9 protein-coding genes are annotated in these 26,862 nt (G+C 70.3%); all 9 read left to right on the top strand.

Annotated elements, in window-relative coordinates; genetic code table 11:
• Nucleotides 1-62 precede the first annotated feature (62 nt).
• The 9 genes from cysC (at nt 63) to JQX13_RS36535 (ending at nt 26,845) form a co-directional block, all read left to right on the top strand.
• A complete protein-coding gene (gene cysC, locus JQX13_RS36575) occupies nt 63-578 on the top strand; it encodes an adenylyl-sulfate kinase (protein ID WP_239015426.1) in 516 nt (171 codons plus the stop codon).
• A 146-nt stretch (nt 579-724) separates the two neighbouring features.
• Nucleotides 725-1,276, top strand: coding sequence for a hypothetical protein (locus JQX13_RS36570; protein ID WP_203404062.1), 552 nt, complete (start codon nt 725-727; stop codon nt 1,274-1,276).
• Nucleotides 1,273-2,310: a M28 family peptidase gene (locus JQX13_RS36565; RefSeq protein ID WP_203404061.1), complete on the top strand. Its 1,038-nt coding sequence runs from the start codon at nt 1,273-1,275 to the stop codon at nt 2,308-2,310. Before JQX13_RS36570 ends, JQX13_RS36565 begins: the two co-directional genes overlap by 4 nt.
• A complete protein-coding gene (locus tag JQX13_RS36560) occupies nt 2,307-2,864 on the top strand; it encodes a hypothetical protein (RefSeq protein WP_203404060.1) in 558 nt (185 codons plus the stop codon). Before JQX13_RS36565 ends, JQX13_RS36560 begins: the two co-directional genes overlap by 4 nt.
• Before the next feature lie 97 nt (nt 2,865-2,961).
• The gene (locus JQX13_RS36555; protein WP_203404059.1) at nt 2,962-8,394 is read left to right on the top strand and encodes a non-ribosomal peptide synthetase; all 5,433 of its coding nucleotides are present in this window, start codon (nt 2,962-2,964) and stop codon (nt 8,392-8,394) included.
• Nucleotides 8,395-8,448: 54 nt separating this feature from the next.
• Nucleotides 8,449-13,110: a type I polyketide synthase gene (locus JQX13_RS36550; RefSeq protein WP_203404058.1), complete on the top strand. Its 4,662-nt coding sequence runs from the start codon at nt 8,449-8,451 to the stop codon at nt 13,108-13,110.
• Between the two features lie 33 nt (nt 13,111-13,143).
• Nucleotides 13,144-19,059 carry a type I polyketide synthase gene (locus JQX13_RS36545; RefSeq protein WP_203404057.1) on the top strand — a complete coding sequence of 1,972 codons (5,916 nt, stop codon included), beginning with the start codon at nt 13,144-13,146 and terminating at the stop codon, nt 19,057-19,059.
• Nucleotides 19,060-19,062: 3 nt separating this feature from the next.
• Nucleotides 19,063-22,392 (top strand): non-ribosomal peptide synthetase, encoded by a 3,330-nt coding sequence (locus tag JQX13_RS36540; RefSeq protein WP_203404056.1) that lies wholly within the window; start codon nt 19,063-19,065, stop codon nt 22,390-22,392.
• Entirely contained in the window at nt 22,385-26,845 is a 4,461-nt protein-coding gene (locus JQX13_RS36535; RefSeq protein ID WP_203404055.1) for a type I polyketide synthase, read from the top strand. The genes JQX13_RS36540 and JQX13_RS36535 overlap by 8 nt, the downstream gene beginning before the upstream one ends.
• Nucleotides 26,846-26,862: the final 17 nt, after the last annotated feature.

The raw sequence follows: 26,862 nt of genomic DNA, 5'->3' as shown, positions 1-26,862 counted from the left end.
CGAAGTTTTCTCCCGGGGTGGACCCGGTACAACGAAGCGGCTTCATCCTCTGGTTCACCGGCATGTCCGGTGCGGGCAAGAGCACGCTCTCCACGGCGGTCCGCCGCCAACTGGAGCCCTTCCAGGAGGTGGAGGTGCTCGACGGGGATGAGATCCGCACATTCCTCTCCAAGGGCCTGGGCTTCACCCGGCCCGATCGCGAGGAGAACATCCGGCGCATCGGCTACGTGGCGCGGCTGCTCGCCAAACACCACGTGGCGGTCATCTCCGCGGCCATCTCCCCCTACCGCGACTCACGCGACACGGTGCGGCGGCTGGCCATGGAAGCGGGGATCCCTTTCATCGAGGTGTACGCGAAGGCGAGCCTGGACGCGCTCGTCCACCGTGACGTGAAAGGTCTCTACAAGAAGGCCCTGGCGGGAGAGATCCCCCACTTCACGGGCATCTCGGATCCCTACGAGCCCCCCGAGTCGCCCGAGGTGACGGTCCACACGGATTCAGAGACGGTGGAGCAGAGCGTGGAGCGCATCCTCGCGACGCTGCGCCAACACGGACTGCTGGGCACGGCCTCCGGGTAACGGCCACCTCCAAAGACAATTCATTTTCACTACCAACCATGTCGTTGTGCGAGGCCGGCCGTTTGATTCAGGCTGCCGGGCTCGCGGCAAAGAGACAGTTCCCCCCCCACTCATCCATGCACGTACTCCCCTTCAGATGTCTCATCGTGGGCACGTTGCTTTTCGCCTCGGCGGCAGTGGCCGAGCCCGAACAAAGCGTGGCCCAGGGTATCTCGGTCGGAGTCTCCAACTTCCGCTACTTCGGGCTGCTGCGCCCCTTCGAGCAGGCCACGACGATGGAGGCCGCGTACCAGCGGGCGCTGGGCACCCAGGGCCTCGGACAGAACCTGTTCGTCGGAGGCGGGCTGCGTTTCGCCATGCCCGCCGAGAAGACGAACTTCCCGCTCGAGGTCTTCGCCCGGGGAGAGATCCGGACGCGGCTGAGCTTCTGGGAGCCCGCCGCGGGGCTCGAGCTGGGATTCAGCAGGGTCGCGCTGCCCTGGCGGAGCCTGCGAATCCCCTTCGCCAATGAAATCCTGGAGGCGGAGGACGGGCGCAACGGTCCCTTGTACTTCGCCATCCATGCCGCGCCCCTGCGGTTCCACTTCGGCCGCTTCGTGGTGGGAACCCTGGAGGTGCAATGGGGCCCATCGGGCCCTCCCTTCGGAACGGTGCAACGACTCCATCTGGGTCTGGCCCGTGTGGAGATGCAGCTATGAGCCTGTCGATTCGATCGTCCCTCCTCCTGCTCGCCGCGGGCTTCGGCCTGGCTGGCGGCACCGCGTGCACCCCGACCCAGGTCCTGGAAGGCGCGGATCTGACCGCCCTGAAGGCGCTGACCGACGAGGTCGAGCCCCAGTTCGTCTGGGAGAACCTCGTCTCGCTGACGCAGGCGCACGCCACGGACCAGTCCGTCGACTGCGTCTCCCTCTTCCCGGAGGGAGTCCGCAAGTACTACCCCGAGCTGTGCAACCTCTCGAATACCCGCTCCGGACTGTGGGTGCGCGACCAGTTCCGGTCGATCCCCCTCGAGGTCCACGACGACGTGTCGCTCGGCGAGAACGACATCCGCACCACCAACATCATCGCGGAGATCAAGGGCGTTTCGAAGCCCGACGAGGTCATCCTGGTCGGCGCCCACTTCGATGCCTTCTGGCAGGGCGCCGATGACAACAGCAGCGGCGTCGCGGCCATGATGGAGATGGCCCGCGTGCTGTCGAAGTACAAGTTCGAGCGCACCATCCGCTTCGTGGGCTTCGACTTCGAGGAGTACGGCATCACCGGCAGCCACCGCTACCTCAAGGAAGGCAAGGGCGAGAAGGTCGTCACCGCCCTCATCATGGACTGCATCGGCTACTACTCGGAGAAGCCGGGCTCCCAGCAGTCGCTGCCAGGCCTGCCCTCGCCCACCACGGGTGACTTCCTGGCCATCATCGCCAACGACGAGTCCAGCCACGAGGCCGCGGAGGTCTACAAGCTCAACAACGAGCTGCAGCTCATGAGCACCGTCCCGCTCATCTCGCCCGGCAACGGCACCTTCACCATGGGCCAGGCCCTGACGCTCAGCGATCACCTGGCGTTCTGGTTCAACCACCAGAAGGCCGTGTTCCTCACGGACACCGCCAACTTCCGCAACCCGCACTACCACAAGGACACCGACACCCCGGACAAGCTGGATCCGGTGCGTCTGGGCCAGGCCACCCGCGTGGCCACCGCCGCGGTCGCCTACTGGGCGGAGGGACCCAAGCCGTGAAGACCGCACTCCACACGTTCATCAAGGGCGGCGCGCTCGCGCTGGGACTCGGGCTTCTGGCGAGCGCCGGTGACGCGAGGGCCCAGGAGTCCTCGTCCACCCGGCACCGGCTCTCCATCTACGCCACGGCGGGCGCCCAGGTGTACCTGTCCGATACCCGGACGATCGGCGGCGTGGGAGGGGGCATCGGCGTTCGGGACACCCTGAACGACCGGTTCATCCTCCAGGCGGACCTCAGCTACCTGTCCCTGCTGGGGAACACGGCCTCGTTCCGAGTGGGAGCCGGCGTGCAGCGCAGCGGGTCCTATGCCCCCGCGGCCCTGCTCACCGTGTCGACCCTGTTCGGCGAGCGCCTGAGCTTCCTGACGCCCGAGCACCCCACCCGCATCAGCGGACCCGGAGTGACCGTCGGTATCACGGCCGCGCCCGTGCGTTTCGATCTGCAGTCGGTCCAGGTTTCCGTGCTCCAGCTCGGCGTGGGCGTCGGTTCGGATCTCCCCGGTCTGGGCCTCAGCTACTCGGTCGGCCTGCTGGAAGTCGGAGCCGCCTTCTAACATCGCCGCTGCATAGACAGTCCGAATCCGTCCCCACGCGCCGCCGGTGAATCCGGCGGCGCGATGGCCCCCCCCATCGCGGAAGACGAGGAGCCCCATGACCACCGGTACGATCTCCGGTCCCTCCACTGTCCCGGACGTGCGCTGTGACACGCTCGTCGAGCTGCTCCGGGCACGTGCCCTGAGCGAGCCCGATACCCGTGGCTACACGTTCCTGATCGACGGAGAGAGCGAGGAGGCCCACCTCACGTACGCGGAGTTGGATCTCAAGGCACGTGCCATCGCCGCAACGCTGCAGCGCATGGAGGCCCGGGGTCAGCGCGCCCTGCTGCTCTACCCGCCGGGGCTGGATTACATCGCGGGCTTCTTCGGCTGCCTCTACGCCGGTGTCACCGCCGTTCCCATCTACCCGCCGGATCCGATGCGGCTGGGCCGCACCCTGCCCCGCCTGCTCGCCATCAGCAACGACGCGCAGGCCACGGTGGCGCTCACCACGGACTTCATCCTCGGCATGGCCGAGATGCTCTTCGAGCAGGCTCCGGAGCTGAAGTCGCTGCAATGGATGGCCACGGACACGCTGGACGCCGCCGCCGCCGAGGGGTGGAAGGACCCGGACGCGACCTCCGACACGCTGTCCTTCCTCCAGTACACCTCGGGCTCCACCAGCACGCCCAAGGGCGTGATGCTCACGCACGCCAACCTGCTGCACAACCTGTCCCTCATCCACGCGTGCTTCGGGCACTCGCGCAAGAGCCAGGGTGTCATCTGGCTGCCGCCCTACCACGACATGGGCCTCATCGGCGGCATCCTCCAGCCGCTCTACGGCGGGTTCCCCGTGGTGCTCCTGTCGCCCGTGGACTTCCTGAAGAAGCCCATCCGCTGGCTGCAGGCCATCTCCAAGTACAAGGCCACCACCAGCGGCGGACCGAACTTCGCCTACGATCTGTGCACGCGGAAGGTCACCCCCGAGGAGCTCGCCGAGCTGGACCTCAGCCGCTGGGACCTGGCCTTCAACGGCGCCGAGCCGATCCGCCCCGAGACCCTGAAGCGCTTCACGGAGACCTTCGGACCCCGAGGCTTCCAGGAGAAGGCCTTCTATCCCTGCTACGGACTCGCCGAGGCCACGCTCATCGTCACCGGTGGCCACAAGGCCGAGCCGCCCATCCAGCGCACGCTCGACACCGTGGCGCTCCAGAAGAGCAAGGCGGAGCTCGTCCCGACCTCGCACGTGACCGCGCAGACCCAGGTGGGCTCCGGCCGCTGCCTGACGGACCAGAAGCTCCTCATCGTCCACCCCGAGACGGGCGTCCCGTGCGCCGCTGGCGAGGTGGGGGAGATCTGGGTGTCCGGCCCCAGCGTGGCCCAGGGTTACTGGGGCCAGCCGGAGGCCACGGCCCGCGCGTTCCACGGTGTGCCCCAGGGTGCCAAGGACGGCCCGCGCTTCCTGCGCACCGGTGACCTGGGCTTCCTCCTCGACGGCGAGCTCTTCGTCACCGCGCGCCTCAAGGATCTCATCATCATCCGTGGCCGCAACCACTACCCCCAGGACCTCGAGCTGACGGTGGAGAAGACCCACCCCGCGCTGCGGCCCGGCTGCGGCGCCGCGTTCGCCATCGAGGTGCAGGGCGAGGAGCGCCTGGTGGTGACCCATGAGATCGACCGCCGGGCCGTCGAGTCCGGAAGCGTCGACCTGGAGGCGCTCGCGCAGACCATCCGTCAGGCGATCGCGGACCAGCACGAGGTGCAGGCCCATGCCGTGGTGCTGTTGCAGGCCGGCAGCATCCCCAAGACGTCGAGCGGGAAGATCCAGCGCCACGCCACCAAGAAGGACTTCCTCTCCGACGGCCTGGAGATCGTCCACAAGAGCATCCTGGACACGCCGCCCGCCCCGAAGGAGCAGGCCACTCCCAAGCGCGAGCCGAGCTTCATCCAGAAGGCGCTCGCCGCCGTGCAGGATCCCCAGGCACGCCACTCCCTGGTGCTGCTGCACCTGCAGGAGCAGGCCTCCCGCGTGCTGCGCGTCCCCTCCAGCCAGATCGATCCGAACAAGACGCTCTACGCGTTCGGCATGGACTCGCTGATGGCGGTGGACCTCAAGAGCACCGTCGAGTCGAGCCTCGGCATCGAGGTGCCGCTCACCGACGTCATGCAGGGGCCCTCCCTCTCGAAGCTCGCCGGGCTCGTCCTCGGGTACATGGCCGCGCCCGCCGCCACGCCCGCACAGCAGGAGCCGAAGCCCCGCGCCGGGGGTGACGCGCCCCTGTCCGGCGGACAGCAGGCCCTGTGGTTCCTGCACCAGCTCGCCCCCAGCAGCTCCGCGTACCACGTGCCCGTCGCCGTGCGCATCCGCTCCGCGCTGGACGTGCCCGCGCTGCGCCGCTGCTTCGAGATGCTCGTCGCGCGCCACCCCGCGCTGCGCACCACGTTCGCCATGACCCCCTCGGGTCCCGTCCAGCACGTGCACGAGCACATGGCGCTCGACTTCGAGGCCGTGGATGCCGCGGCCCTGGCCGAAGCGGAGCTCGACGCGCGCCTGAACGACGAGGCGAAGAAGCCCTTCGACCTGGAGCACGGTCCGCTGCTGCGCGTGCGCGTCTTCACCCGCTCGCCCCAGGAGCACGCGCTGATCATGACGATGCACCACATCGTCACCGACTTCTGGTCGATCGCCGTGCTCGCCGAGGAGCTCGACACGCTCTACCCCGCCGAGTGCGCGGGCCGGAAGGTGGAGCTGCCGCCGCTGGAGGCGACCTCCGCCGATGCCGCTCGCGAACAGGCCGCCATGCTGGCCGGTCCTCGGGGCCAGGCGCTCGAGGCGTACTGGCGGGAGCAGCTCGCCGGTGAGCTGCCCGTGCTCCACCTGCCCACGGACCACCCGCGCCCGCCCGTCCAGACGTTCGTCGGCCGCATCCACACCACCCGGCTGGACGCGAAGCTGGTCGACCAGCTCAAGGCACTCGCCCAGGCCCAGGGCACCACGCTGGCCATGGTGCTCCAGGCCGCCTTCCAGGTGCTGCTGCACCGCTACACCGGTCAGCAGGACTTCACCCTCGGCGTCGTGAGCGCTGGCCGCGGCAGGGCCGACCTCGCCCGTGTCGCGGGTTACTTCGTCAACCCGCTCGTCCTGCGCACCCGGCCCGCTCCGAACCAGACCTTCGAGGCGTTCCTCGCCAGGACCCGTCAGACGACGCTCGAGGCCTTCGAGCACCAGGACTACCCCTTCAACACCCTCGTCGAGCGGCTCCAGCCGGTGCGCGACCCCAGCCGTTCGCCGCTCTTCCAGGTGATGTTCGCCTACCAGCGCGCCTACAAGCTCGACGAGCGCGGGCTCACGCCCTTCGCCCTCGACATCCCGGGCGCCAGGGCCGAGCTGGCTGGCCTGCGGCTCGAGTCCCTCTCGCTGGAGCACCACGTCGCCCAGTTCGACCTGACGCTCACCCTGGGCGAGGCCGACGGCGGCATGGTCGCCTCGTTCGAGTACAACACCGACCTCTTCGAGGCCGACTCCATCGTCCGCATGGCCGGGCACCTGCGCACGCTGCTCACCGGCATCGTCACCGACCCGCGCACGCTGCTCTCCCGGCTTCCCCTCCTCACCGAGGCCGAGCGCCAGCAGCTCCTCGTGGAATGGCACGGTACGCACGTCCCCCTCACGGAGGACATGAACGTGCCGGCGCTGTTCTCGGCCCAGGCCGAGCGCACCCCCGACGCCCCCGCCGTGCTCTTCAAGGACGAGCGGCTCACCTACCGCGAGCTGAAGCAGCGCGCGGGACGGCTCGCCTCGTGGCTGCGCTCGGAGGGCGTGGGCCCCGGCTCCATCGTTGGCCTCTGCCTGGAGCGCTCGCTGGAGACGATCGTCTCCGTGCTCGCCGTCCTCCAGACCGGCGCCGCCTACGTGCCGCTCGACCCGGCCTACCCCGCCGAGCGTCTGGCCTACATCCTGGCCGACGCACAGGTCCCCGTCCTCCTCACCCAGTCCTGGCTGCGCCCCCAGCTGGGACAGCTCTCCGCCAGGGACGGCGCGGTGCGGCTCCTCTGCCTCGATACCGACATGGACTGGAGCCAGGGCACCGAGGAGGCCCCGGTCCGCATCCAGCCGCACGACCTGGCCTGCGTCATCTACACCTCCGGCTCCACCGGACAGCCCAAGGGCGTCATGCTGGAGCACGTCGGCATCACCAACCTGGTCCGCTCGTTCATCGACTCGTACCAGCCCGGCGCGAATGATCGGATCCTCCCGCTCACCTCGCTCTCCTCCGCCAGCTTCGTGGGGGAGATCCTCCCGCTGCTGTGCGCCGGTGGCACGCTGGTGCTGCCCACCGAGGATGAGATCCTCGACCTGGAGAAGCTGTTCGGGCTGATCTCCCGGAATGCCATCTCCATCGTCAGCACCGTGCCGGCCGTGCTCGCCGGGCTCAACGCGCGCAGGGACGAGCTCCCCCCGCTGCGGCTCGTCCTCAGCGGCGGCGAGGCCCTGGTGGCGAGCGACATGGAGCGCCTGCTCGACACCACCCGGGTGGTGAACGGCTACGGCCTCACCGAGACCACCATCTGCTCGACGTACCACCCCATCCACGCCGAGGACCCGCGGGCCCACACCTGGGTCCCCATCGGCCGGCCCGTCATCAACACCTCCGTGTACGTGCTCGATGCCCAACGCAACCTGCTGCCCGTGGGCTGCCGGGGCGAGCTGTACATCGGAGGCCTCGGTCTGGCGCGGGGCTACTGGCGCCGCCCGGAGCTGTCCTCGGAGCGCTTCGTCCCCAACCCGTTCCGGCCCGGCGAGCGGCTGTACCGCACCGGCGACATGGCCCGCTGGCTGCCCGACGGCGTGCTCGAGTACCTGCACCGCGTCGATGACCAGGTGAAGATCCGCGGCTTCCGCATCGAGCTGGGCGAGGTCGAGGCCGCCCTCAAGCAGCACCCCCACGTGCGCGACGCGTTCGTCATGGCGCGCGAGGACTCGCCGGGTGACAGGCGCCTGGTGGCGTACGTGGTGCTCACCGACTCCGCGCAGACGAACAGCGAGCTCCATGCGTGGCTGTCCGAGCGGCTGCCACCCTACATGCTGCCGTCCGTGTTCCTGCCGCTGCCGGCGCTGCCGCTCTCGCCCAATGGCAAGGTGGACACCCGGACCCTCCCCGTCCCCGAGGGCGAGCGCCCCTCCCTGGCCGCCGCCTACGTCGCGCCCCAGAGCTCGCTCGAGCGCGACATCGCCACGGTCTGGCAGGAGATCCTCAAGGTCGATCGCGTGGGCCTCCACGACAACTTCTTCGAGCTCGGCGGCAACTCCATGCTCATCGCCCGGGTGCACCGCCGCCTGCGCGAGGAGCTGAAGACCGAGCTCGCCCTCGTGGACATGTTCAAGTACTCGACCGTCAGCTCACTGGCGCAGTTCCTGAGCCGCGAGACGGACGACTCCTCCGCCAACGTGCAGAAGCTCAAGGACGAGGCCGACAAGCGCAAGGCCGCCATGGGCAAGCGCCAGCAGCTCGCCCAGGCCCGTCTGCGCAAGCCCGGCGGCAAATAGCCCCCTGGCTTCCCCTCCTTCTTCCCCCCCTTTGACGAACACGGTACACGCCCCATGAGCACTGAGAACACTCCCGAGTTGGAAGGGATCGCGATCGTCGGCCTCGCCGCCCACCTCCCCGGCTCGCGGACGATCGCCGAGTTCTGGAAGAACCTGCGCGATGGCGTCGAGTCCATCTCGTTCTTCACCGACGAGGAGCTGATCGAGAGCGGGATCGATCCGACGCTCGTGCGCGCGCCCAACTACATCAAGGCGTGCGGCATCCTCGGGGACACCGACCAGTTCGACGCGGCGTTCTTCGGCCTCAACCCGCGCGAGGCCGCATTGATGGATCCGCAGCACCGCGTCTTCCTGCAGTGCGCCTGGGAGGCGATGGAGACCGCGGGCTACAGCCCGGAGCGGCAGCCGGGCCGGACGGGTGTGTTCGGCGGCATGAGCATGAACACGTACCTGCTCACCAACGTGTACCCGCACCTGTCGCACGTGGCATCCGTCGAGAGCCTCCAGGCGTCCATCGGCAACGACAAGGACGCGCTCACCACGGAGGTCGCCTACCGGCTCAACCTCAAGGGGCCGGCGGTCACCATCCAGTCATCCTCGTCCACGTCGCTCACCGCCATCCACTACGCATGCCAGAGCCTGCTCAACTACGAGTGCGACATGGCCCTGGCCGGCGGCGTCTCCATCCACTTCCCGGAGAAGCAGGGCTACCTGTACTACGAGGGCGGAACCACCTCGCCCGACGGCCACTGCCGCCCCTTCGACGCCAAGGCCCAGGGCTTCGTCTCCGGACACGGCGCGGGCGTGGTGGCGCTGCGACGCCTGGCCGATGCCGTCGCCGCTGGTGACACCATCTACGCCGTCGTGAAGGCCACGGCGGTGAACAACGACGGCTCGCAGAAGGTGAGCTACATGGCCCCCAGCGTCGAGGGCCAGGCCGAGGTCGTCTCCCTGGCGCAGGCGCTCGCGGGCGTCGAGCCGGACTCCATCGGCTACGTGGAGTGTCACGGCACCGCCACCCTCATGGGCGACCCCATCGAGATCTCCGCGCTCACGCAGGCGTTCCGCGCCGGTACGGACAAGAAGGGGTTCTGCGCGATCGGCTCGGTGAAGAGCAACATCGGCCACCTGGACTCGGCCGCGGGCGCGGTGGGCGTCATCAAGGCCGCGCTGGCGCTCCACCACAAGCAGCTTCCCCCCACCCTCCACTTCGAGTCGCCCAACCCCGCGATCGACTTCGCCAACAGCCCCTTCTACGTGAACACGAAGCTGTCCGAGTGGCCCGAGGGAGAGACCCCGCGCCGCGCGGGCGTCACGTCGCTGGGCATGGGCGGCACCAACGCGCACGCCATCCTCGAGGAGGCACCCGTCCTCCCCGCCACCGACAAGCCGCGCCGTCCCGCCCACGTGGTGACGCTCTCCGCGCGCTCGGAGGCTTCGCTCGAGGCCGCCACGGACCGGCTCGTCTCCCATCTGCGTGAGAACCCGGAACTGGACCTGGCCGACGTGGCCTACACGCTCCAACTGGGCCGCAAGCGCTTCGCCCGCCGCCGCATGGTGGTGGGCCACACGCTCGCGGATGTCACCGAGGCGCTCGCCTCGAGGGATCCGGCTCGCGTCTTCAGCGGCGGCCAGGAGACCGAGGGCCGCCCGGTCATGTTCATGTTCTCCGGCCAGGGCGCGCAGTACGTCGACATGGGCCGGCACCTCTACGAGTCCGAGCCCCTCTTCCGCTCCGAGGTCGACGCCTGCGCGAAGAAGCTGGAGAAGCACCTCGGCTTCGACCTGCGCACCGTCCTGTACCCGCCCGAGGCCCAGCGCGAGGCCGCCACCGAGCGCCTCAAGCAGACTTCTCTCACCCAGCCCGCGCTCTTCGTCGTCGAGTACGCGCTCGCGAAGCTGTGGATGTCCTGGGGCGTGAAGCCGCGGGCGATGATCGGCCACAGCATCGGCGAGTACGTGGCCGCCTGCCTCGCGGGCGTGTTCTCGCTCGATGACGCGCTGGCGCTCGTGGCCGCTCGCGGCCGGCTGATGCAGCAGATGCCCGCGGGCTCCATGCTCGCCGTGCCCATGACCGAGGCCCAGGTGATGCCGCTGCTCGGCGAGCAGCTCTCGCTCGCGGCCGTCAACAGCCCCGAGACCTGTGTCGTCGCCGGCCCCACCGCCGCCATCGACGCGCTCGTGGAGAAGCTCACCGCCCAGGGCGTCACCACCACCCGCCTGCACACCTCGCACGCGTTCCACTCGTCCATGATGGACCCCATCCTGGACATGTTCCGCGAGCAGGTCCGGCGCGTCGCCCGGCAGGTGCCACAGATGCCCTACCTGTCCAACGTGACGGGGAAGTGGATCACCGCCGAGGAGGCCACCAGCCCCGACTACTGGGCGAAGCACCTGCGTCAGGCGGTGCGGTTCGCCGACGGACTTGGTGAGCTGCTGAAGGAGGCCGACGCCATCCTGCTCGAGGTGGGCCCCGGCCAGACGCTCGTGACGCTCGCCCGGCAGCACCCGGCCAAGGGCGCCCAGCACGTGTTCATCAACTCCCTGCGCCACCCACGCGAGCAGAAGGCCGATCTGGACTTCCTGCTCGGTGCGCTCGGACGCCTGTGGCTCGCCGGTGTCGAGCCGGACTGGGATGCCTTCCACGGTGACGAGAAGCGCCGCCGCGTCGCCCTGCCCACGGCTCCCTTCGAGCGCCAGCGGCACTGGGTGGATCCGCCCGCGAACACCGGCCACGAGAAGAAGGCCCAGGGCACGTCCGCGGACAAGAAGCAGGACGTGTCCCAGTGGTTCTACCTGCCCTCGTGGCAGCGCGCCCTTCCGCCCTCCGCCGCGTGGCGCGAGGAGAAGGCGTGCTGGTGGCTGTTCGTCCCCGAGTCGCATGGCAATGCGCTGGGTGCCCACCTGGCGCGGCGCCTCGCGGAGGCCGGTCAGCAGGTCGTCACCATCACCCCGGGAACCCACCTCGCGCAGCTCGGCGAGCACCACTGGTCCATCAACCCCCACGTGTCGGTGGACTTCGCGTCCCTGTTCCAGCAGCTCACGGCCCAGGGACTCGGGCCCGACCGCATCCTCCACCTCTGGAGCGCCGTCCCCGAGACCACCTTCGGCGCGCGTGGGGCCTCGTTCGAGCCGGCGCAGGACCACGGCTTCGACAGCCTGCTGTTCCTCGCCCAGGAGCTCGGCCGCCAGGAGGCGAAGCCCGTGTCGCTCGCCGTGGTCACCCACCGGATGCAGGCGCTCGGCGATGAGAGCCCCAGTCCCGAGAAGGCCACCGTGCTCGGCCCCGTCCGTGTCATCCCCCAGGAGTACCCGCACCTCTCCTGCCGGTCCGTGGACGTGAGCCTGCCCGCCCCCGGAAGCTGGCAGGAGGCCCAGCTCGTCGAGCAGCTCCTCGCCGAGTGCGCCGATGGCTCGCGGGAGCAGAACGTCATCGCGTACCGCGGCCAGCAGCGCCACGTGCAGGTATTCGAGTCCGTCGCCGTGCGCACCCCGAGCCAGGTGCCCCTGCGTGACAAGGGCGTCTACGTCATCCTCGGTGGCTTCGGCACCATCGGCTACAGCCACGCCGAGGCGCTCGCGAAGCGCGTGCAGGCACGGCTCGTGCTCGTCGGCCGCTCCTCCCTGCCCGAGCGCTCCGTGTGGGACGCGTGGCTCGCGACGCGTGACGCGCAGGATCCCATTGGCCAGAGGATCCGCAAGGCGCGAGCGCTCGAGGATCTGGGCGCCGAGGTGCTCGTGGCCAGCGCGGACGTGGCCGACAAGGCGCAGCTCCAGGCCGTCATCGACCAGACCCTCTCGCGCTTCGGCGCGCTGCACGGCGTGGTGTTCTCCGCCGGCACGGTGGACACGTCACTCTTCCGCTCGCTCGCGGATGTGACCCCCACGGACGCGCGATTCCTCTTCCAGAGCCGGGTGCTCGGGCTGTACGCGCTCGAGGAGGTGCTGCGCGGCCGGCAGCTCGACTTCTGCATGCTGGCCTCGTCGCTCGCGGCGGTGCTCGGGGGCGTGGGACGCGCCTCGTACTCCGCCGCCATGAGCTTCATGGATGCGTTCGCCCTTCGTCAGACACAGGAGTCCCCCACCCCGTGGCTGAGCGTGGGCTGGGACGCCTGGGCCTTCGACCTGGGCAACAACCCGTTCGGTTCGCTGTCCATCTCCGCCAAGGAGGGAGCCGAAGCCTTCGTGAACCTGCTGTCGCTGGGCCGGGTGGCCCAGGTCGCCGTCTCCACCAGCAACCTGCACGCCCGCATCGAGCGCGCGGCCCGGCCCGAGCCCCAGAAGAAGGCCGAGGAGGCCAAGGCCGAACACGTGGTGCCCGACGCGCAGGCGCAGCAGGCGGCCCCGCGCCCCACCCTGCAGAACGCCTACGTGGCCCCGCGCGACGAGCTGGAGGAGTCCGTCGCGAAGCTGTGGGAATCCATGCTGGGCATCACCCAGGTCGGTATCCACGACAACTTCTTCGAGCTGGGTGGCAACTCGCTCGTCGGCATCAAGCTGATCGCCCGGGTGCGCGAGCAGTTCGGCGTCCCGGTCCCCGCCGTCACCCTGTACGAGGGCCCGACGGTGGAGGCACTGGCGAAGCTGCTCAAGGCCGCCTCCTCGACTGGAGCCGAGGAGGCGCGGTCCGAGGACTCCGAGTCCGAGAGCCGCAGCCGGGGCGAGCGCCGCCGGGCCCGCAGGCAGCGCCGCGGCGACAGCGCCACCGAGGAATAGAACCGAGACCCCTCGTCCAGAGGACACAAGCCCATGTCGACCGAGACCATCATCGACGAGCAGGACATCGCCATCATTGGCATGACCGGACGCTTCCCCGGCGCGCGGGATCTCGATGCGTTCTGGAAGAACCTGTGCAACGGCACGGAGTCCATCCGCCCGCTGAGTGACGCCGACCTGGAGAAGCTCGGCGTGGATCCGGCCCTGCGCAAGGACCCGAACTACGTCAAGGCGAGCGCCGCGCTCGAGGGCATGGAGCTGTTCGACGCGGGGTTCTTTGGCTTCACGCCTCGCGAGGCCGAGCTGATGGACCCGCAGCACCGCGTCTTCCTGGAGTGCTCCTGGGAGGCCCTCGAGCACGCGGGCTACGCGCCGGACCGGTACGAAGGGGCCATCGGCGTGTTCGCGGGCGCCTCCACGAACACGTACCTCATCTACAACCTGGTCCCCAACGCCGACCAGCTCGGCGCGTTGGATCAGGTGCAGATCGACGTGGGCAACGGCGGGGACTTCCTCAGCACCCGCGTCGCCTACAAGCTCGACCTGCGTGGCCCCAGCTACTCCATCCTCAGTGCCTGCTCGACGTCGCTGGTCGCCACCCACGTGGCCTGCCAGAGCCTCCTGAACCAGGAGTGCGACATGGCGCTGGCCGGCGGCGTCTCCATCCACGTCAAGCACCCGGAGGGCTACCCCTACGTGCCGGGCGGCATCGTGTCCCCCGATGGCCACTGCCGCGCCTTCGACGCCAAGGCGGAAGGAACCGTGTTCGGCAGCGGCGTGGGCGTGGTGGTGCTCAAGCGCCTCAAGGACGCCCTCGAGGATGGTGACTTCATCCACGCCATCATCAAGGGCTCGGCCATCAACAACGATGGCGCCCACAAGGTCGGCTACACCGCTCCCAGCGTCGAGGGCCAGGCCGCCGTCATCGACGAGGCGCTCGGCGCCGCGGGCGTGGAGCCGGAGACCATCAGCTACATCGAGGCCCATGGCACCGGCACCCAGATGGGTGACCCGATCGAGATGCGCGCCCTCACCAAGGCGTTCCGCTACAAGCCCGGCACCGCGCGCGCGGCGAAGATGCGGGTCGCGGTGGGCTCGCTCAAGAGCAACATCGGCCACCTGGCCAACGCCGCGGGCGTCTCCAGCCTCATCAAGGCCGTGCTCGCGCTCGAGCACCGGAAGCTGCCGCCCAGCCTGCACTTCGAGAAGCCGAGCCCGGAGATCGACTTCGCCAACAGTCCCTTCTACGTGAACACCACGCTGGCCGACTGGAAGGCGCCCGCGGATGCTCCTCGCCGCGCGGGGGTGAGCTCGTTCGGTGTCGGCGGGACGAACGCCCATGTCGTCCTCCAGGAGGCGCCCGCCCCGGCGCCCACCACCGCGTCGCGGCCCGTGCAGCTGCTCGTGCTCTCCGCCAAGACCGAGTCGGCCCTCGAGGCGGCCACGGACAAACTCGCCCGGCATCTCCAGGCGAACCCCGGAATCAATCTGGCCGACGTGGCCTACACGCTCCAGGTGGGACGGCAGGACATGGCCTTCCGCCGCGTGGTCGTGTGCCGCGATCGCGAGGAGGCCGTGCGAGCCCTCGAGACGCGTGACGCCCAGCGCGTCTGGACCGGTTCGCCCACCGCCCAGGACCGGCCGGTGGCGTTCCTGTTCCCGGGCCAGGGCTCGCAGTACGTGGACATGGCCCGCGAGCTGTACGCCTCCGAGCCCGTCTTCCGCGCGCACCTGGACTCCTGCGCCACGCTGCTCAAGCCGCACCTCGGGGTGGACCTGCGCCAGCTGCTCTACCCGGAGCCGTCCTACGCCGAGAAGGCCGCCCTGGCGCTCACCCGGACCAGCGTCGCCCAGCCCGCGATCTTCTCCATCGAGTACGCCCTGGCGCAGCTGTGGATCTCCTGGGGCGTGAAGCCCAGGGCGATGCTCGGGCATAGCATTGGTGAGTACGTGGCCGCGTGCGTCGCCGACGTCTTCGAGCTGCGCGATGCGCTCGTGCTGGTCGCCACCCGCGGGCAGATGATGCAGGAGCTGCCCACCGGCTCCATGCTGAGCGTGATGCTCTCCGAGGAGGAGCTGCGCCCGCACCTGGGCGCGGAGCTCTCCGTGGCCGCCGTCAACGCGCCGAACTTCACCGTCGTCGCCGGGCCCACGCCCGCCATCGAGGCGCTCCAGGAGAAGCTGAAGGCGCGCGGCGTGAACGTGCAGCCGCTGCACACGTCCCATGCGTTCCACTCGGCGATGATGGACCCGCTCGTGGCGCCGTTCACCGAGCGCGTGCGCCTGGTGAAGCTGAACCCGCCGAAGATTCCCTTCATCTCCAACGTCACCGGTACGTGGATCGAGCCCTCCCAGGCCACCGATCCCGCCTACTGGGCCTCGCACCTGCGCCAGGCCGTGCGCTTCGCCGATGGGATGAAGACGCTCGCGCAGAAGCCGCAGCAGGTGCTGCTCGAGGTCGGTCCCGGCAACACGCTCGCCACCCTCACCCGGCAGCAGTCCGGGCAGGCCGAGCGCATCGTCCTGTCCTCCACCCGGCACCCGCGGGAGCAGGCCTCGGACGAGGTCGTGCTGCTCGGCACGTTGGGCCGGCTGTGGCTGAACGGTGTCTCCCCCGACTGGTCCGGGTTCTACGCCCGCGAGCGGCGGCGCCGGCTTCCCCTGCCCACCTACCCGTTCGAGCGCCAGCGCTACTGGATCGACGCCCGTCCTGGTGGCGCGGCCCAGCGTCCGGCGGCCTCCGCCGAGAAGAAGCGCGATGTCGCCGACTGGTTCTACGTGCCCTCGTGGAAGCGCACGCCGGCGCCGCGCGTGGCTCAGGCGCAGGGGTCGAAGGCTTCCGGCCGGGGCTGGCTGCTCTTCGCGGATTCGAGCGGAGTGGCGGACGCGCTCGCGCCGAAGCTGGCCCAGGCGGGTCAGCCCGTCATCCGCGTCGTCCCCGGTGACGCGTTCGGCCGCGACGCCAACGGCACCTATACGCTCAATCCCCAGAAGCGTGAGGACTACGCCGCCCTGCTCCAGGCGCTCCAGAAACAGGGCCACTCCTTCGACGGCGTGGTGCACCTGTGGGGTGTGACGTCCGGGCCCGTGTCGCTCGAGCGGGCGCTGGAGACCGGCTTCTACAGTCAGCTCTTCCTCGCGCAGGCCCTGGGCACGCAGGGGCGCGCGGAGCCGCTCGCGTGGTGGGTCGCATCGAACGGCGCCTGCAAGGTGGAGAGCGCGGACGAGCCCTCGCCCGAGAAGGCGACGCTCCTCGGTCCGTGCCGGGTCGTTCCCCAGGAGTACCCGCACATCACCTGCCACTTCGTGGACGTGGCGCTCGGCGGAAGCGGCGGTGCGGATACCATGGCGGGCCAGCTCCTCGCGGAAATCCAGGCTGGCTCGTCCGAGGCGGTCATCGCCTGGCGCGGCCGTCAGCGCTGGGTCCAGACCTTCGAGCCCGTGCGCCTGGAGGGCGATGCCGCTCCCGTGCGGACGCTGAAGGAGCGCGGCGTGTACCTCCTCACGGAGGGACTGACGGGCATCGGCCATGCCATCGCCGGTGAGCTGGCCCGCTCCTCGCGCGCCCGGCTGGCGTTGGTGGAAGGCAAGGAGTTCCCGCCCAGGGACCAGTGGGAGCAGTGGCTGTCGACCCGAGGCGAGCAGGACGCCATCAGCCGGAAGATCCAGGCCGCGAAGGCGCTGGAGTCGGCTGGGGCCTCGGTGCTGGTGGTCGATGCGGACCTGACCGACGAGGCGCGGATGCGCCAGGCGATCTCCCGGGCCGTGGAGCAGTTCGGCCAGCTCGATGGCGTCATCCACGCCGCGGGCGGCCTGCGTCAGGGCTCCACGCTGGGCATCATCCAGGAGACGAGCCCCAGCGAATGCGCCGCGCACTTCGCGCCGCAGGTGCACGGCCTGCGCGTCCTGGAGAAGGTGCTCCCCGCCGAGGGCCCCGGGTTCTGCCTCCTGGTGTCCTCGCTGGCGTCCATCCTCGGAGGACTCGGGCAGGTGGTCCACTCGGCCGCCAGCCAGTTCATGGACACCTTCGCGGAGCGCCGGAGCGAGTCCGGTGCGTTCCCGTGGATCAGCGTGGATTGGGACGCCGTGCGGTTCGACGAGGATTCCTCCCTGTCGAAGCTGAGCCCGGCGCTGGCGCGGTTCGCCATCCAGCCGCAGGAGGGGCTCGACGTCATCCGCCGCATCCTGACGCAGGCTCCCGGAGGACAGCTCGTCGTGTCCACGGGCGACCTGGAGGCCCGCAGGCGGCAGGGCCCTCGCGCCTCTCCGGCCGAGGGCATGAAGGCGAAGACGGCGAGCCACGCGCGGCCCTCGCTGGCCACCACCTACGTGGCGCCCCGCTCGGACCTGGAGCGGACCGTGGCCTCGGTGTGGCAGCAGGTCCTGGGCATCGAGCAGATCGGCGTCAACGACAACTTCTTCGAGCTGGGCGGGCACTCGCTCCTCGCCACGCAGCTGCGCAACCAGCTCCACGCCGAGCTCAAGGTGGACCTGCCGCTGCGCGGTCTGTTCGAGACGCCCACGGTGGCGGCCACCGCCGCGAAGATCGAGGAGGAGCTGCGCAAGAACGCCGCGGCCTCGGAGAAGCCCATCGGCGAGCGGCTGCGCTCCGCCTTCCCCACCGAGCGCCAGGGCATCCTGGAGGACTACCTGCGGCGGAAGATCGCCCACGGGCTCCGCCTCCCGGTGGAGCAACTCCCGGCCGATGGCAGCCTGAAGAGCTACGACCTGCGGCTGCTCGGCGCCGAGGTGGAATACAACCTGCGGCAGGACTTCAAGTTCCAGCTCTACCCTCACGAAATCCAGGAGCACGCCTCCATCCCCGAGCTGGCCCGTTACCTCCTGGCGGAGATGGAGCGCCTGGCGAACCCGGCGAAGTTCGTCTCCGACAAGCCGCTGTCGGCCTATGCGCTCAGGCCGTATCGCAAGCACTCGGCGGGCGGCGCGTCCCTGACGCAGGACAGGCGCAAGAACCCGCCCATGGTCTTCGTGCACTCCAGCCCGCGCGCAGGCTCCACCTTGTTCCGAGTCATGCTCGCCGGGCACCCGAAGCTCTTCTGCCCACCGGAGGTCAACCTCCTGTTCTTCGAGAACATGCGGGAGTGGCGCGAGAACATCGGCTTCGGCCACGAGATGGAGTGGACGACCGGTGGCCTCCAGTGGGCCTTCATGGAGCTGATGGGCATCGACTCCGCCGCGGGCCAGGCGCTCGTCGACAGGTTCGTGGCGGAGAACACCCCGGCCCAGGACATCTTCGCGAAGCTCCAGGAGCTGTCCGCTCCCCGGCTGCTGGTGGACAAGACGCCCTCGTACGCGCTGGACCCCGAGACGCTCTGGCGCTCGGAGGTGATGTTCGACCAGCCGAAGTACATCTTCCTCTACCGCCACCCGTACCCGGTGATGGAGTCGCTGCTGCGCGTGCGCTTCGACCGGCTCTTCGGCCCCAGCCTCTTCGGTGACGCCGAGGTGGATCCGCACGTGGTCGCCGAGACCGTCTGGGCGCTCTGCAACCGCAACCTGCTCGACTTCTTCTCCCGCGTGGACAAGGAGCGCGTCCTCTGGGTCCAGTACGAGCAGCTCGTGCGCGACCCCGCCCCCGTGATGACCGGCGTGTGCGAGTTCCTCGGGATTCCCTTCGATGAGCGCGTGCTCCAGCCGTACGACGGCAAGCGCGAGCGCATGATGGGCGGCCTGGGAGACCCCAACATCCTCCAGCACAAGGGCATCGAGAAGGGACTCGGCGAGAGCTGGAAGAAGATCAAGTGGCCACGTCCGCTCGATCCGACCACCCTCGAGATCGTCGCCCGGCTCGGCTACGAGGTGGAGCAGGCCCCGAAGGCTCCGTCGAAGGAAGAGGCGGAGAAGCTGCTCGCGAACCTGGATCAGCTCTCGGATGAGCAGGTCGCGGAGCTGCTCGCGATCCTCGCCGCCGAGAAGGAGAAGGCCTGAGCCATGGCATCCACGCCCGACGACAAGCGCGCCCTGCTGGCGCAGCTCCTGCGCGAGAAGGCCCAGAAGGCGAAGCAGGCCCCCGTGTCCTTCGCGCAGGAGCGCATGTGGTTCCTCTACCAATGGAACCCCGCCAGCGCGGCCTTCAACATGCCGGGAGCGGTCCGCCTCTCGGGTGACGTCGACACGGAGGCGCTGCGGCGGAGTCTGCAGGAGCTCGCGCGCCGCCACGAGACGCTGCGCACCACCTTCACGGATCAGGACGGGCGCCTGCTCCAGTCCGTCGCGCCCTCGCTGGAGATTCCCCTGGCCCTGGTGGACCTGCGGGACATTCCGGAGGCGCAGCGCGAGCACCAGGCCCGCGAGCGCATCACCACCGAGGCCCGTCAGCCCTTCGACCTGACCCGTGGACCCCTGCTGCGCGCCGTGCTGCTGCGGCTCGCCGAGCGCGAGCAGGTGCTGCTGCTGTGCATGCACCACATCATCTCGGATGGCTGGTCGCTGGGAGTGCTCGTCCGCGAGCTGGCGGCGCTCTACGCGGCCTTCGTCCAGGGTCAGCCCTCTCCGCTCCAGGCGCTGCCGCTCCAGTACGCGGAGTTCGCCTCCTGGCAGCGCGAGTGGCTCCAGGGTGACGTGCTCGAGACGCAGCTCTCCTGGTGGCGCGAGCGGTTGGATCCCAACGCCCTCCTGGAGCTGCCCACCGACCGGCCCCGTCCCACGGCGCTCAGCCCCCACGGCGCTCGACAGACGGTGATGCTGCCTCCGGCGCTCGCCCAGGCCCTCAAGGCGCTCGGCCAGCGCGAGGGCAAGACGCTCTTCGTCACCCTGCTCTCCGCCTTCGACGTCCTGCTCCACCGCTACACCGGGCAGGAGGAGCTCGTGGTGGGCACGCCGATCGCGGGCCGCAACCGGTCCGAGCTCGAGGGGATGATCGGCCTGTTCATCAACACCCTGGCCCTGCGCACCTCGCTGTCGGGCCAGCCCACGTTCCGCGAGCTGATGGGCCGGGTCCACCAGACGACGGTGGATGCCTTCGCCCATCAGGATCTGCCGTTCGAGCGGCTCGTGGACGCGCTCAAGCCCGAGCGCCGGCTGAGCCACAGCCCCCTGTTCCAGGTGATGTTCATCCTGCAGAACGCCCCCATGCCTCCGCTCCAGGCGCCGGGGCTGGTGATGGAGTTCCAGCAGCCCGAGACCGGGACGACCAAGTTCGACCTGACGCTGATCGCCACGGAGCTGCCCGAGGGCCTGCGGATCGTCGCCGAGTACAGCACGGACCTCTTCGAGGCCGGGACGATCACCCGCCTGCTGGCGCACTACCAGACTCTGCTGGAGGGCATCGCGGCCCAGCCGGATCGGCCGATCAACGCATTGCCGATCCTCCCCGAGCCGGAGCGGCGGACCGTGCTGGCCGATTGGAACGGGCCCGCCACCCGCTACCCTCGGGACGCCTGCCTCCACCAGCTCATCGAGGCGCAGGTGGAGCGCACGCCCGACGCCGTGGCCCTCACCTTCGAGGACAAGTCCCTCACCTACCGGGAGCTCGACTCCCGCGCCAATCAGCTCGCCTGGCACCTGCGCTCGCTGGGCGTCGGCCCCGAGTCCCGCGTCGGTCTGTGCCTGGAGCGTTCGCTGGAGATGGTCGTCGCCCTGCTGGCCACCCTCAAGGCCGGCGGTGCCTATGTGCCCCTCGATCCCGCCTATCCCCAGGAGCGCCTGGGTTGGATGCTCGAGGACGCTCGTCCCACCGTGCTCCTGGCCCAGCAGCACCTGATGCCGCGACTTCCCGCGCAGAGCACCCACGTCGTGTGCCTGGACTCGGGTTGGGCCGATATCTCCCTCCAGCCGCGCAACGCACCCGCTCCTCGGGCCACGGCGCAAAATCTCGCCTACATCATCTTCACCTCCGGCAGCACCGGCCGCCCCAAGGGCGCCATGAACGAGCACCACGCCGTGGTGAACCGCCTGCTGTGGATGCAGGACGCGTACGGACTCGACGGCCAGGACGTCGTCCTGCAGAAGACGCCCTTCAGCTTCGACGTCTCCGTCTGGGAGTTCTTCTGGCCCCTCATGCAGGGCGCACGGCTCGTGCTGGCGAAGCCCGGCGGCCACCAGGACCCCGACTATCTGGCGAGCCTCATCGCCCGGGAGCGCGTCACCACCCTGCACTTCGTCCCCTCCATGTTGAAGGTGTTCCTGGAGGAGCCCAACCTGGAGGCGCGCTGTGCCTCGCTGCGTCGCGTGGTGTGCAGCGGTGAGGCCCTGCCCGTGGAGCTCCAGGACCAGTGTCTCCAGCAGCTGCCCCAGGCCGGGCTGCACAACCTCTACGGCCCCACCGAGGCCGCCGTAGACGTCACGTACTACGCCTGCGAGCCGGGCCAGGCCCCGCGCTCCGTGCCCATCGGCCGGCCGGTGGCCAACACGCGGATCCGCATCCTGGATGCCCACCTCCAGCCGGTGCCGGTGGGAGTCTCCGGTGAGCTGTACATCGGTGGCGTGCAGGTGGGCCGTGGCTACCGTGCCCGTCCGAACCTCACCGCCGAGCGCTTCATCCCCGATCCGTTCAGTGACGAGCCGGGCGCGCGGATGTACCGCACGGGCGACGTGGCCCGGTGGCTGCCGGACGGCAACCTCGAGTACCTGGGCCGTGCCGACTTCCAGGTGAAGGTGCGCGGCTTCCGCATCGAGCTCGGGGAGATCGAGACGCTACTGGCCCAGCACCCGGCGGTACGTCAGGCCGTCGTCATCGCCCGCGAGGACCGGCCCGGCGACAAGCGGCTGGTGGCCTACGTGGTGGGCCCGCCCGAGCAGGCCTCCACGGCCGAGCTGCGCTCCTTCCTCCAGACGCGCCTGCCCGAGCACATGGTGCCCTCCGCCTTCGTGGCGCTCGAGAAGCTCCCGCTCAGCCCCAATGGCAAGCTCGATCGCCGCGCGCTCCCCGCGCCGGAGATTGGCAAGCCCCACGCGGGCCAGCCCTTCGAGGCGCCTCGCACCGAGCTGGAGCAGCTCATCGCCGGCATCTGGAAGGAAGTCCTCCAGGTGGAGCGGGTGGGCGTGGACGATGCCTTCTTCGCGCTGGGCGGCAACTCGCTGCTCGCGCTCCAGGTGCACCGCCGCCTCAAAACGGCCCTGGGCACCGAGCTGGCGCTGACCCAGCTCTTCCAATACCCCACCGTTCGCGCCCTGGCGGCCCGGCTCTCGAAGCAGGACAGCACGCAGGACTCGGCCCAGACGGGACGCGCCCGCGCCGAGGCCCGCCGGGCCTTCACCCGCCGCATGGGCGGCACGCGCGCACGCACGGATTCGCAAGACGGAGATGACTCGGATGTCTGAGCAGCACGAAGAGGTGGAGCGCATCGCCATCGTCGGCCTGTCGGGACGCTTCCCGGGGGCGCGAGACCTCGACACCTTCTGGGACAACCTCCGGCGCGGCGCCGACGCCCGGCGCACGTTGACGGACGCGGAGCTGGAGGAGGCCGGAGTCCCCCGCGCCCTGCGCGAGCGTCCCGACTGGGTTCGCGCGGCCTACGTGCTCGACGAGGCGACGCACTTCGATGCCGGCCTGTTCGGCTTCAGCCCTCGCGAGGCGGAGCTGATGGATCCGCAGCAGCGCCTCTTCCTCGAGTGCGCGCAGGAGGCCCTGGACCACGCCGGCTATGACCCGGAGCGCTTCTCCGGCGCCGTCTCCGTCTTCGGCAGCGTGAGCCTCAGCTCGTACCTGATCCGCGCGTTGATGCGGCAGCCGGACATGCTGGACACCGTGGGCTCGTATGGGCTGATGGTGGCCAACGACAAGGACTATGTGGCCACGCGCGTGTCGCACCGGCTCAACCTGCGCGGCCCGAGCCTCACCGTGCAGACGGCCTGCTCCAGCTCGTTGGTGGCCATCCACCTGGCCTGCCAGAGCCTGCTGTCGGGCGAGAGCGATCTGGCGCTCGCCGGTGCCGCCTCGGTGTCCTTCCCCCAGACGAGCGGCTACCTGTACCAGCAGGGGATGATCCTCTCGCCGGACGGTTACTGCCGCGCCTTCGACGAGCAGGCCCAGGGGACGGTGCGTGGCGCCGGCGCGGGCATCGTGGTGCTCAAGCGCCTGTCGGACGCGCTGCGTGACCGCGATACGGTGCACGCCGTCATCCTCGGCTCGGCGGTGAACAACGATGGCTCCTCCAAGGTGGGCTACACCGCGCCTGGCGTGGAGGGCCAGACGGCCGTCATCTCCGAGGCCATGGCCATCGCCGGAGTGGAGCCGGAGGACATCCAGTACGTCGAGGCCCACGGGACGGGTACCTCCATCGGTGACCCCATCGAGGTGGCCGCGCTCAACCAGGCCTTCGGCGGCAAGCGCGTGGGTGCGCGGCGCTGCGCGCTCGGCTCGCTCAAGCCGAACATCGGCCACCTGGACGCGGCGGCGGGCGTGGCCGGCGTGGTGAAGACGGTGCTCGCCCTGAAGCACCGCCTCATCCCCCCGATGGCGCACTTCAAGCGGCCCAACCCGCGCATCGACTTCGACGGCGGGCCCTTCTACGTCTCCGCGGAGGCACGTCCCTGGGACGGCGGTGGCCAGAAGCGGCGCGCGGGCATCAGCTCCTTCGGCATCGGCGGCACCAACGCGCACCTGGTGCTGGAGGAGGCGCCCACCCCGCAGCAGGCCACGGCCTCCAAGAAGCCCTGGCACGTGCTGACCCTGTCGGCGCGCAGCCCGGCCGCCCTGGACGAGGCCACCTCGCGGCTGGCCGCGCACCTGGAGCGACACCCCGAGGCCGCTCTCGCGGACGTGGCGTACACGCTGCAGGCGGGCCGCCGCACGTACGAGCACCGGCGCGCCGTGCTCTGCCGGGATGTCGCCGAGGCCCGGGCCGCGTTGGGAGATGCGCGCCGCGCGCTCGCGGGCTCGGGGACGAACCTCCAGCGGCCCGTGGTGTTCCTCTTCTCGGGGCAGGGCACCCAGCACGCCGGAATGGGGCGGGCCCTGTACGAGTCCGAGCCCGTCTTCCGCAAGCACCTCGACGCGTGCGCGGAGGCGCTGAAGCCGCACCTCGGGAAGGACCTGCGTGAGGTGCTCTACCCCGCCCAGGGCGGCGAGGAGGCCGAGGCGCTGCTGCGCCGGACCGAGCTCGCGCAGCCCGCGCTGTTCGCGGTGGAGTACGCGCTCGCGAAGCTCTGGATGCACCTGGGCGTCGAGCCCGAGGCGATGATCGGCCACAGCCTGGGCGAGTACGTGGCCGCGTGCCTCGCCGGGGTCTTCTCGCTGGAGGACGCGCTGAAGCTGGTGGCGGTGCGCGGGCGGTTGATGCAGTCGCTCCCGTCCGGCGCGATGCTGTCCGTCCATTTGCCCGAGGCGGAGCTCACGCCGTTGCTGCCACCCGGAGCCTCGCTCGGCGCGATGAACGGCCCGGCCCTGCAAGTCGTGTCCGGAACGGAAGAGGCGGTGTCCGCGCTGGAGAAGGTGCTCGCCGGACGCGGCGTGGAGGCCCGCCGGCTGCACACCTCGCATGCCTTCCACTCGGCCATGATGGATCCGGTGCTGGAGGCATTCACCCGCGAGGTGTCGAGCCTGCGCCTCTCGCCGCCGAAGCTGCCCTACGTGTCCAACCTGACCGGCACGTGGATCACCGCCGAGCAGGCCACGGATCCGAACACCTGGGCGAAGCACCTGCGCCAGCCCGTGCGCTTCGGCGAGGGGGCCGCGCTGCTGCTCGGCGACCCGGAGCGCGTCTTCCTGGAGGTCGGCCCGGGGCACGCCCTGGGGACGCTGGTGCGCCGGAGCGCGCCGGCCGGCACCCACCCCACGGTGCTCACGTCGCTGCCCCAGCCGCGAGACGCGCAGGACGCCGCTCAGCACGCGACGGAGACCGCCGCGCGCCTGTGGCTGGCGGGAGCGAAGATCGAGCTGGCGAAGCTGTACGGCAAGGAGCCGCGCCGCCGCGTGCAGCTCCCGGCCTACCCCTTCCAGCGCGAGCGCTATGACCTGCTGAAGGGCGGAGTGGCGCCCCTCTCCATCTCGAAACCCCCCGTGGCCGAAGAGGGCGCGCGGGTGGAACTCTCCGTTCCCTCCTGGAAGCGCACGGCGGCCGCTCCGGTGGCGCCCTCGCTCCAGGGACAGCGCTGGCTGGTGCTGGAAGGAGCGGGAGCCCTCTGCGCGCGCATCACCGAGCGGCTGCGCGCCGGTGGTGCGGACGTGGTCTCGGTGGAGGCCTCGCGGCAGGAGTCCCTCCGCGAGCAGGTGGAGCGGCTGCGCACCGAGGGCTGGACGCCCGACCGGATCGCCAACCTGTGGCCCCTGTCGCCCGAGGCGGGGGAGGAGTTGGTCCTCCATGGCCTGCTCGACCTCGCGCGGGCGATCGGCCCCGATGTCGTCAATCACTCCATGGCGCTCTCCGTGGTCACCTCCGGAGCGGAGGATGTGACGGGTGATGAGCCGCTCGCCCCCGTGCGGGCCACCGCGCAGGGCGCGTGCCGCGTGCTGCCGCTGGAGTACCCGGGCCTGCGCTGCCGCGCCATCGACGTGACCCTGCCCCAGGAGGGCGCGGGAACGGACCTCTGGGTGGAGCGGCTCGTGGCGGAGCTGGCCTCCGACGGCGAGCCCGTGGTCGCGCTCCGCGGCCCGTACCGCTACACCGAGTCCTTCGAGACGGTCCCCGCTCCCGCGACAACGGCCTCGCTGAAGGAAGGCGGCGTCTACCTCATCGCGGGTGGACTGGGACGCATTGGCCTGTCGCTGGCGGAGCAGCTCGCCTCCACGGTGCATCCGAAGCTGGTGCTGCTCTCGCGCCGGGCCCTGCCGGCTCCCGAGGAGCGGGACGCGTGGCTCGCCGGGCATGGCGCGGAGGATCCGGTGTCGCGCGCCATCGAGCGCGTGCGTGCCCTGGAGCGGGCTGGAGCCCAGGTGCTGGTGCTGCGGGCGGAGCTCGGTGACACCGGTCAGGTCGAGCGCGCCCTGCAGGCAGCGGAGTCCCGCTTCGGCCCGGTGGATGGCGTGTTCTTCGCCTCGGGCGATGGTGGGAAGGCCGCGATGACGCCGGTCTCCGAGGCGACGCGCGAGGTGAGCGCTCCGGTGCTCCGGGGCCGCCTGACAGGGTTGATGAACCTCGCCGAGGCCCTGAAGGGGCGCCGCCCGGCCTTCGTGGCGGTGCACTCGTCCCTCACGGCGGTGCTCGGTGGCTTTGGCTGCGCCGTGCTCGCGGCGGCCCATGCCGGCATGGACGCCTTCGTCGCGCACCAGGCCCGCGTGTCCGGCACCCGCTGGTACAGCGTGGATTGGGACGTCTGGGGCGTGGGCACGGGCTTCCGTCCCGAGTCGGTGATCGCTCCGGACGAGGGCTTCCGGCTCCTGCTCGGCCTGCTCGCGTCGCCCACGGGCGGACGCTGGCTCGCCGTGCGGGGCGCGCTGGAGACCCGGCGGCGGACTCCGGAGGCGGGCGGCACCTCGGCCGAGGGCCCTCCCGCGAAGACCGGCCAACGGCATCCTCGCCCTCCGCTCGCCAACGCCTACGTGGCGCCTCGCGAGGAGACCGAGGAGAAGCTGGCCGGTATCTGGCAGGAGCTGCTCGGCATCGAGCAGGTCGGCATCACCGACAACTTCTTCGAGCTGGGCGGCCACTCCCTCCTGGGCGTGCAGGTGCTCGCACGCGTGCGCGAGGCGTTCCGGGTGGAGCTGCCCCTGCGCGCCCTCTTCGACTCCCCCACCGTGGAGGTCATGGCGCTGGCCATCGTGCAGACACGAGCCAGCGAGACCGACACCTCCACACTGGAAGCGCTGCTGGCCGAGCTGGAAGAGCAAGGCTGAAACGACCGCGGCGTCCG

Origin of the sequence: Archangium violaceum, from assembly GCF_016859125.1 — a bacterium.
Lineage (GTDB): Bacteria > Myxococcota > Myxococcia > Myxococcales > Myxococcaceae > Archangium > Archangium violaceum_A.
Note: the sequence above shows the minus strand (reverse complement) of the source record. Positions and strands in the feature narration are given on the sequence as shown.

Excerpts from the sequence above, each read along its gene's own strand:
- cysC (WP_239015426.1), top strand. The coding sequence starts at position 63 with ATGTCCGGTGCGGGCAAGAGCACGCTCTCCACGGCGGTCCGCCGCCAA.
- JQX13_RS36565 (WP_203404061.1), top strand. The coding sequence starts at position 1,273 with ATGAGCCTGTCGATTCGATCGTCCCTCCTCCTGCTCGCCGCGGGCTTC.
- JQX13_RS36555 (WP_203404059.1), top strand. The coding sequence starts at position 2,962 with ATGACCACCGGTACGATCTCCGGTCCCTCCACTGTCCCGGACGTGCGC.
- JQX13_RS36550 (WP_203404058.1), top strand. The coding sequence starts at position 8,449 with ATGAGCACTGAGAACACTCCCGAGTTGGAAGGGATCGCGATCGTCGGC.
- JQX13_RS36545 (WP_203404057.1), top strand. The coding sequence starts at position 13,144 with ATGTCGACCGAGACCATCATCGACGAGCAGGACATCGCCATCATTGGC.
- JQX13_RS36540 (WP_203404056.1), top strand. The coding sequence starts at position 19,063 with ATGGCATCCACGCCCGACGACAAGCGCGCCCTGCTGGCGCAGCTCCTG.
- JQX13_RS36535 (WP_203404055.1), top strand. The coding sequence starts at position 22,385 with ATGTCTGAGCAGCACGAAGAGGTGGAGCGCATCGCCATCGTCGGCCTG.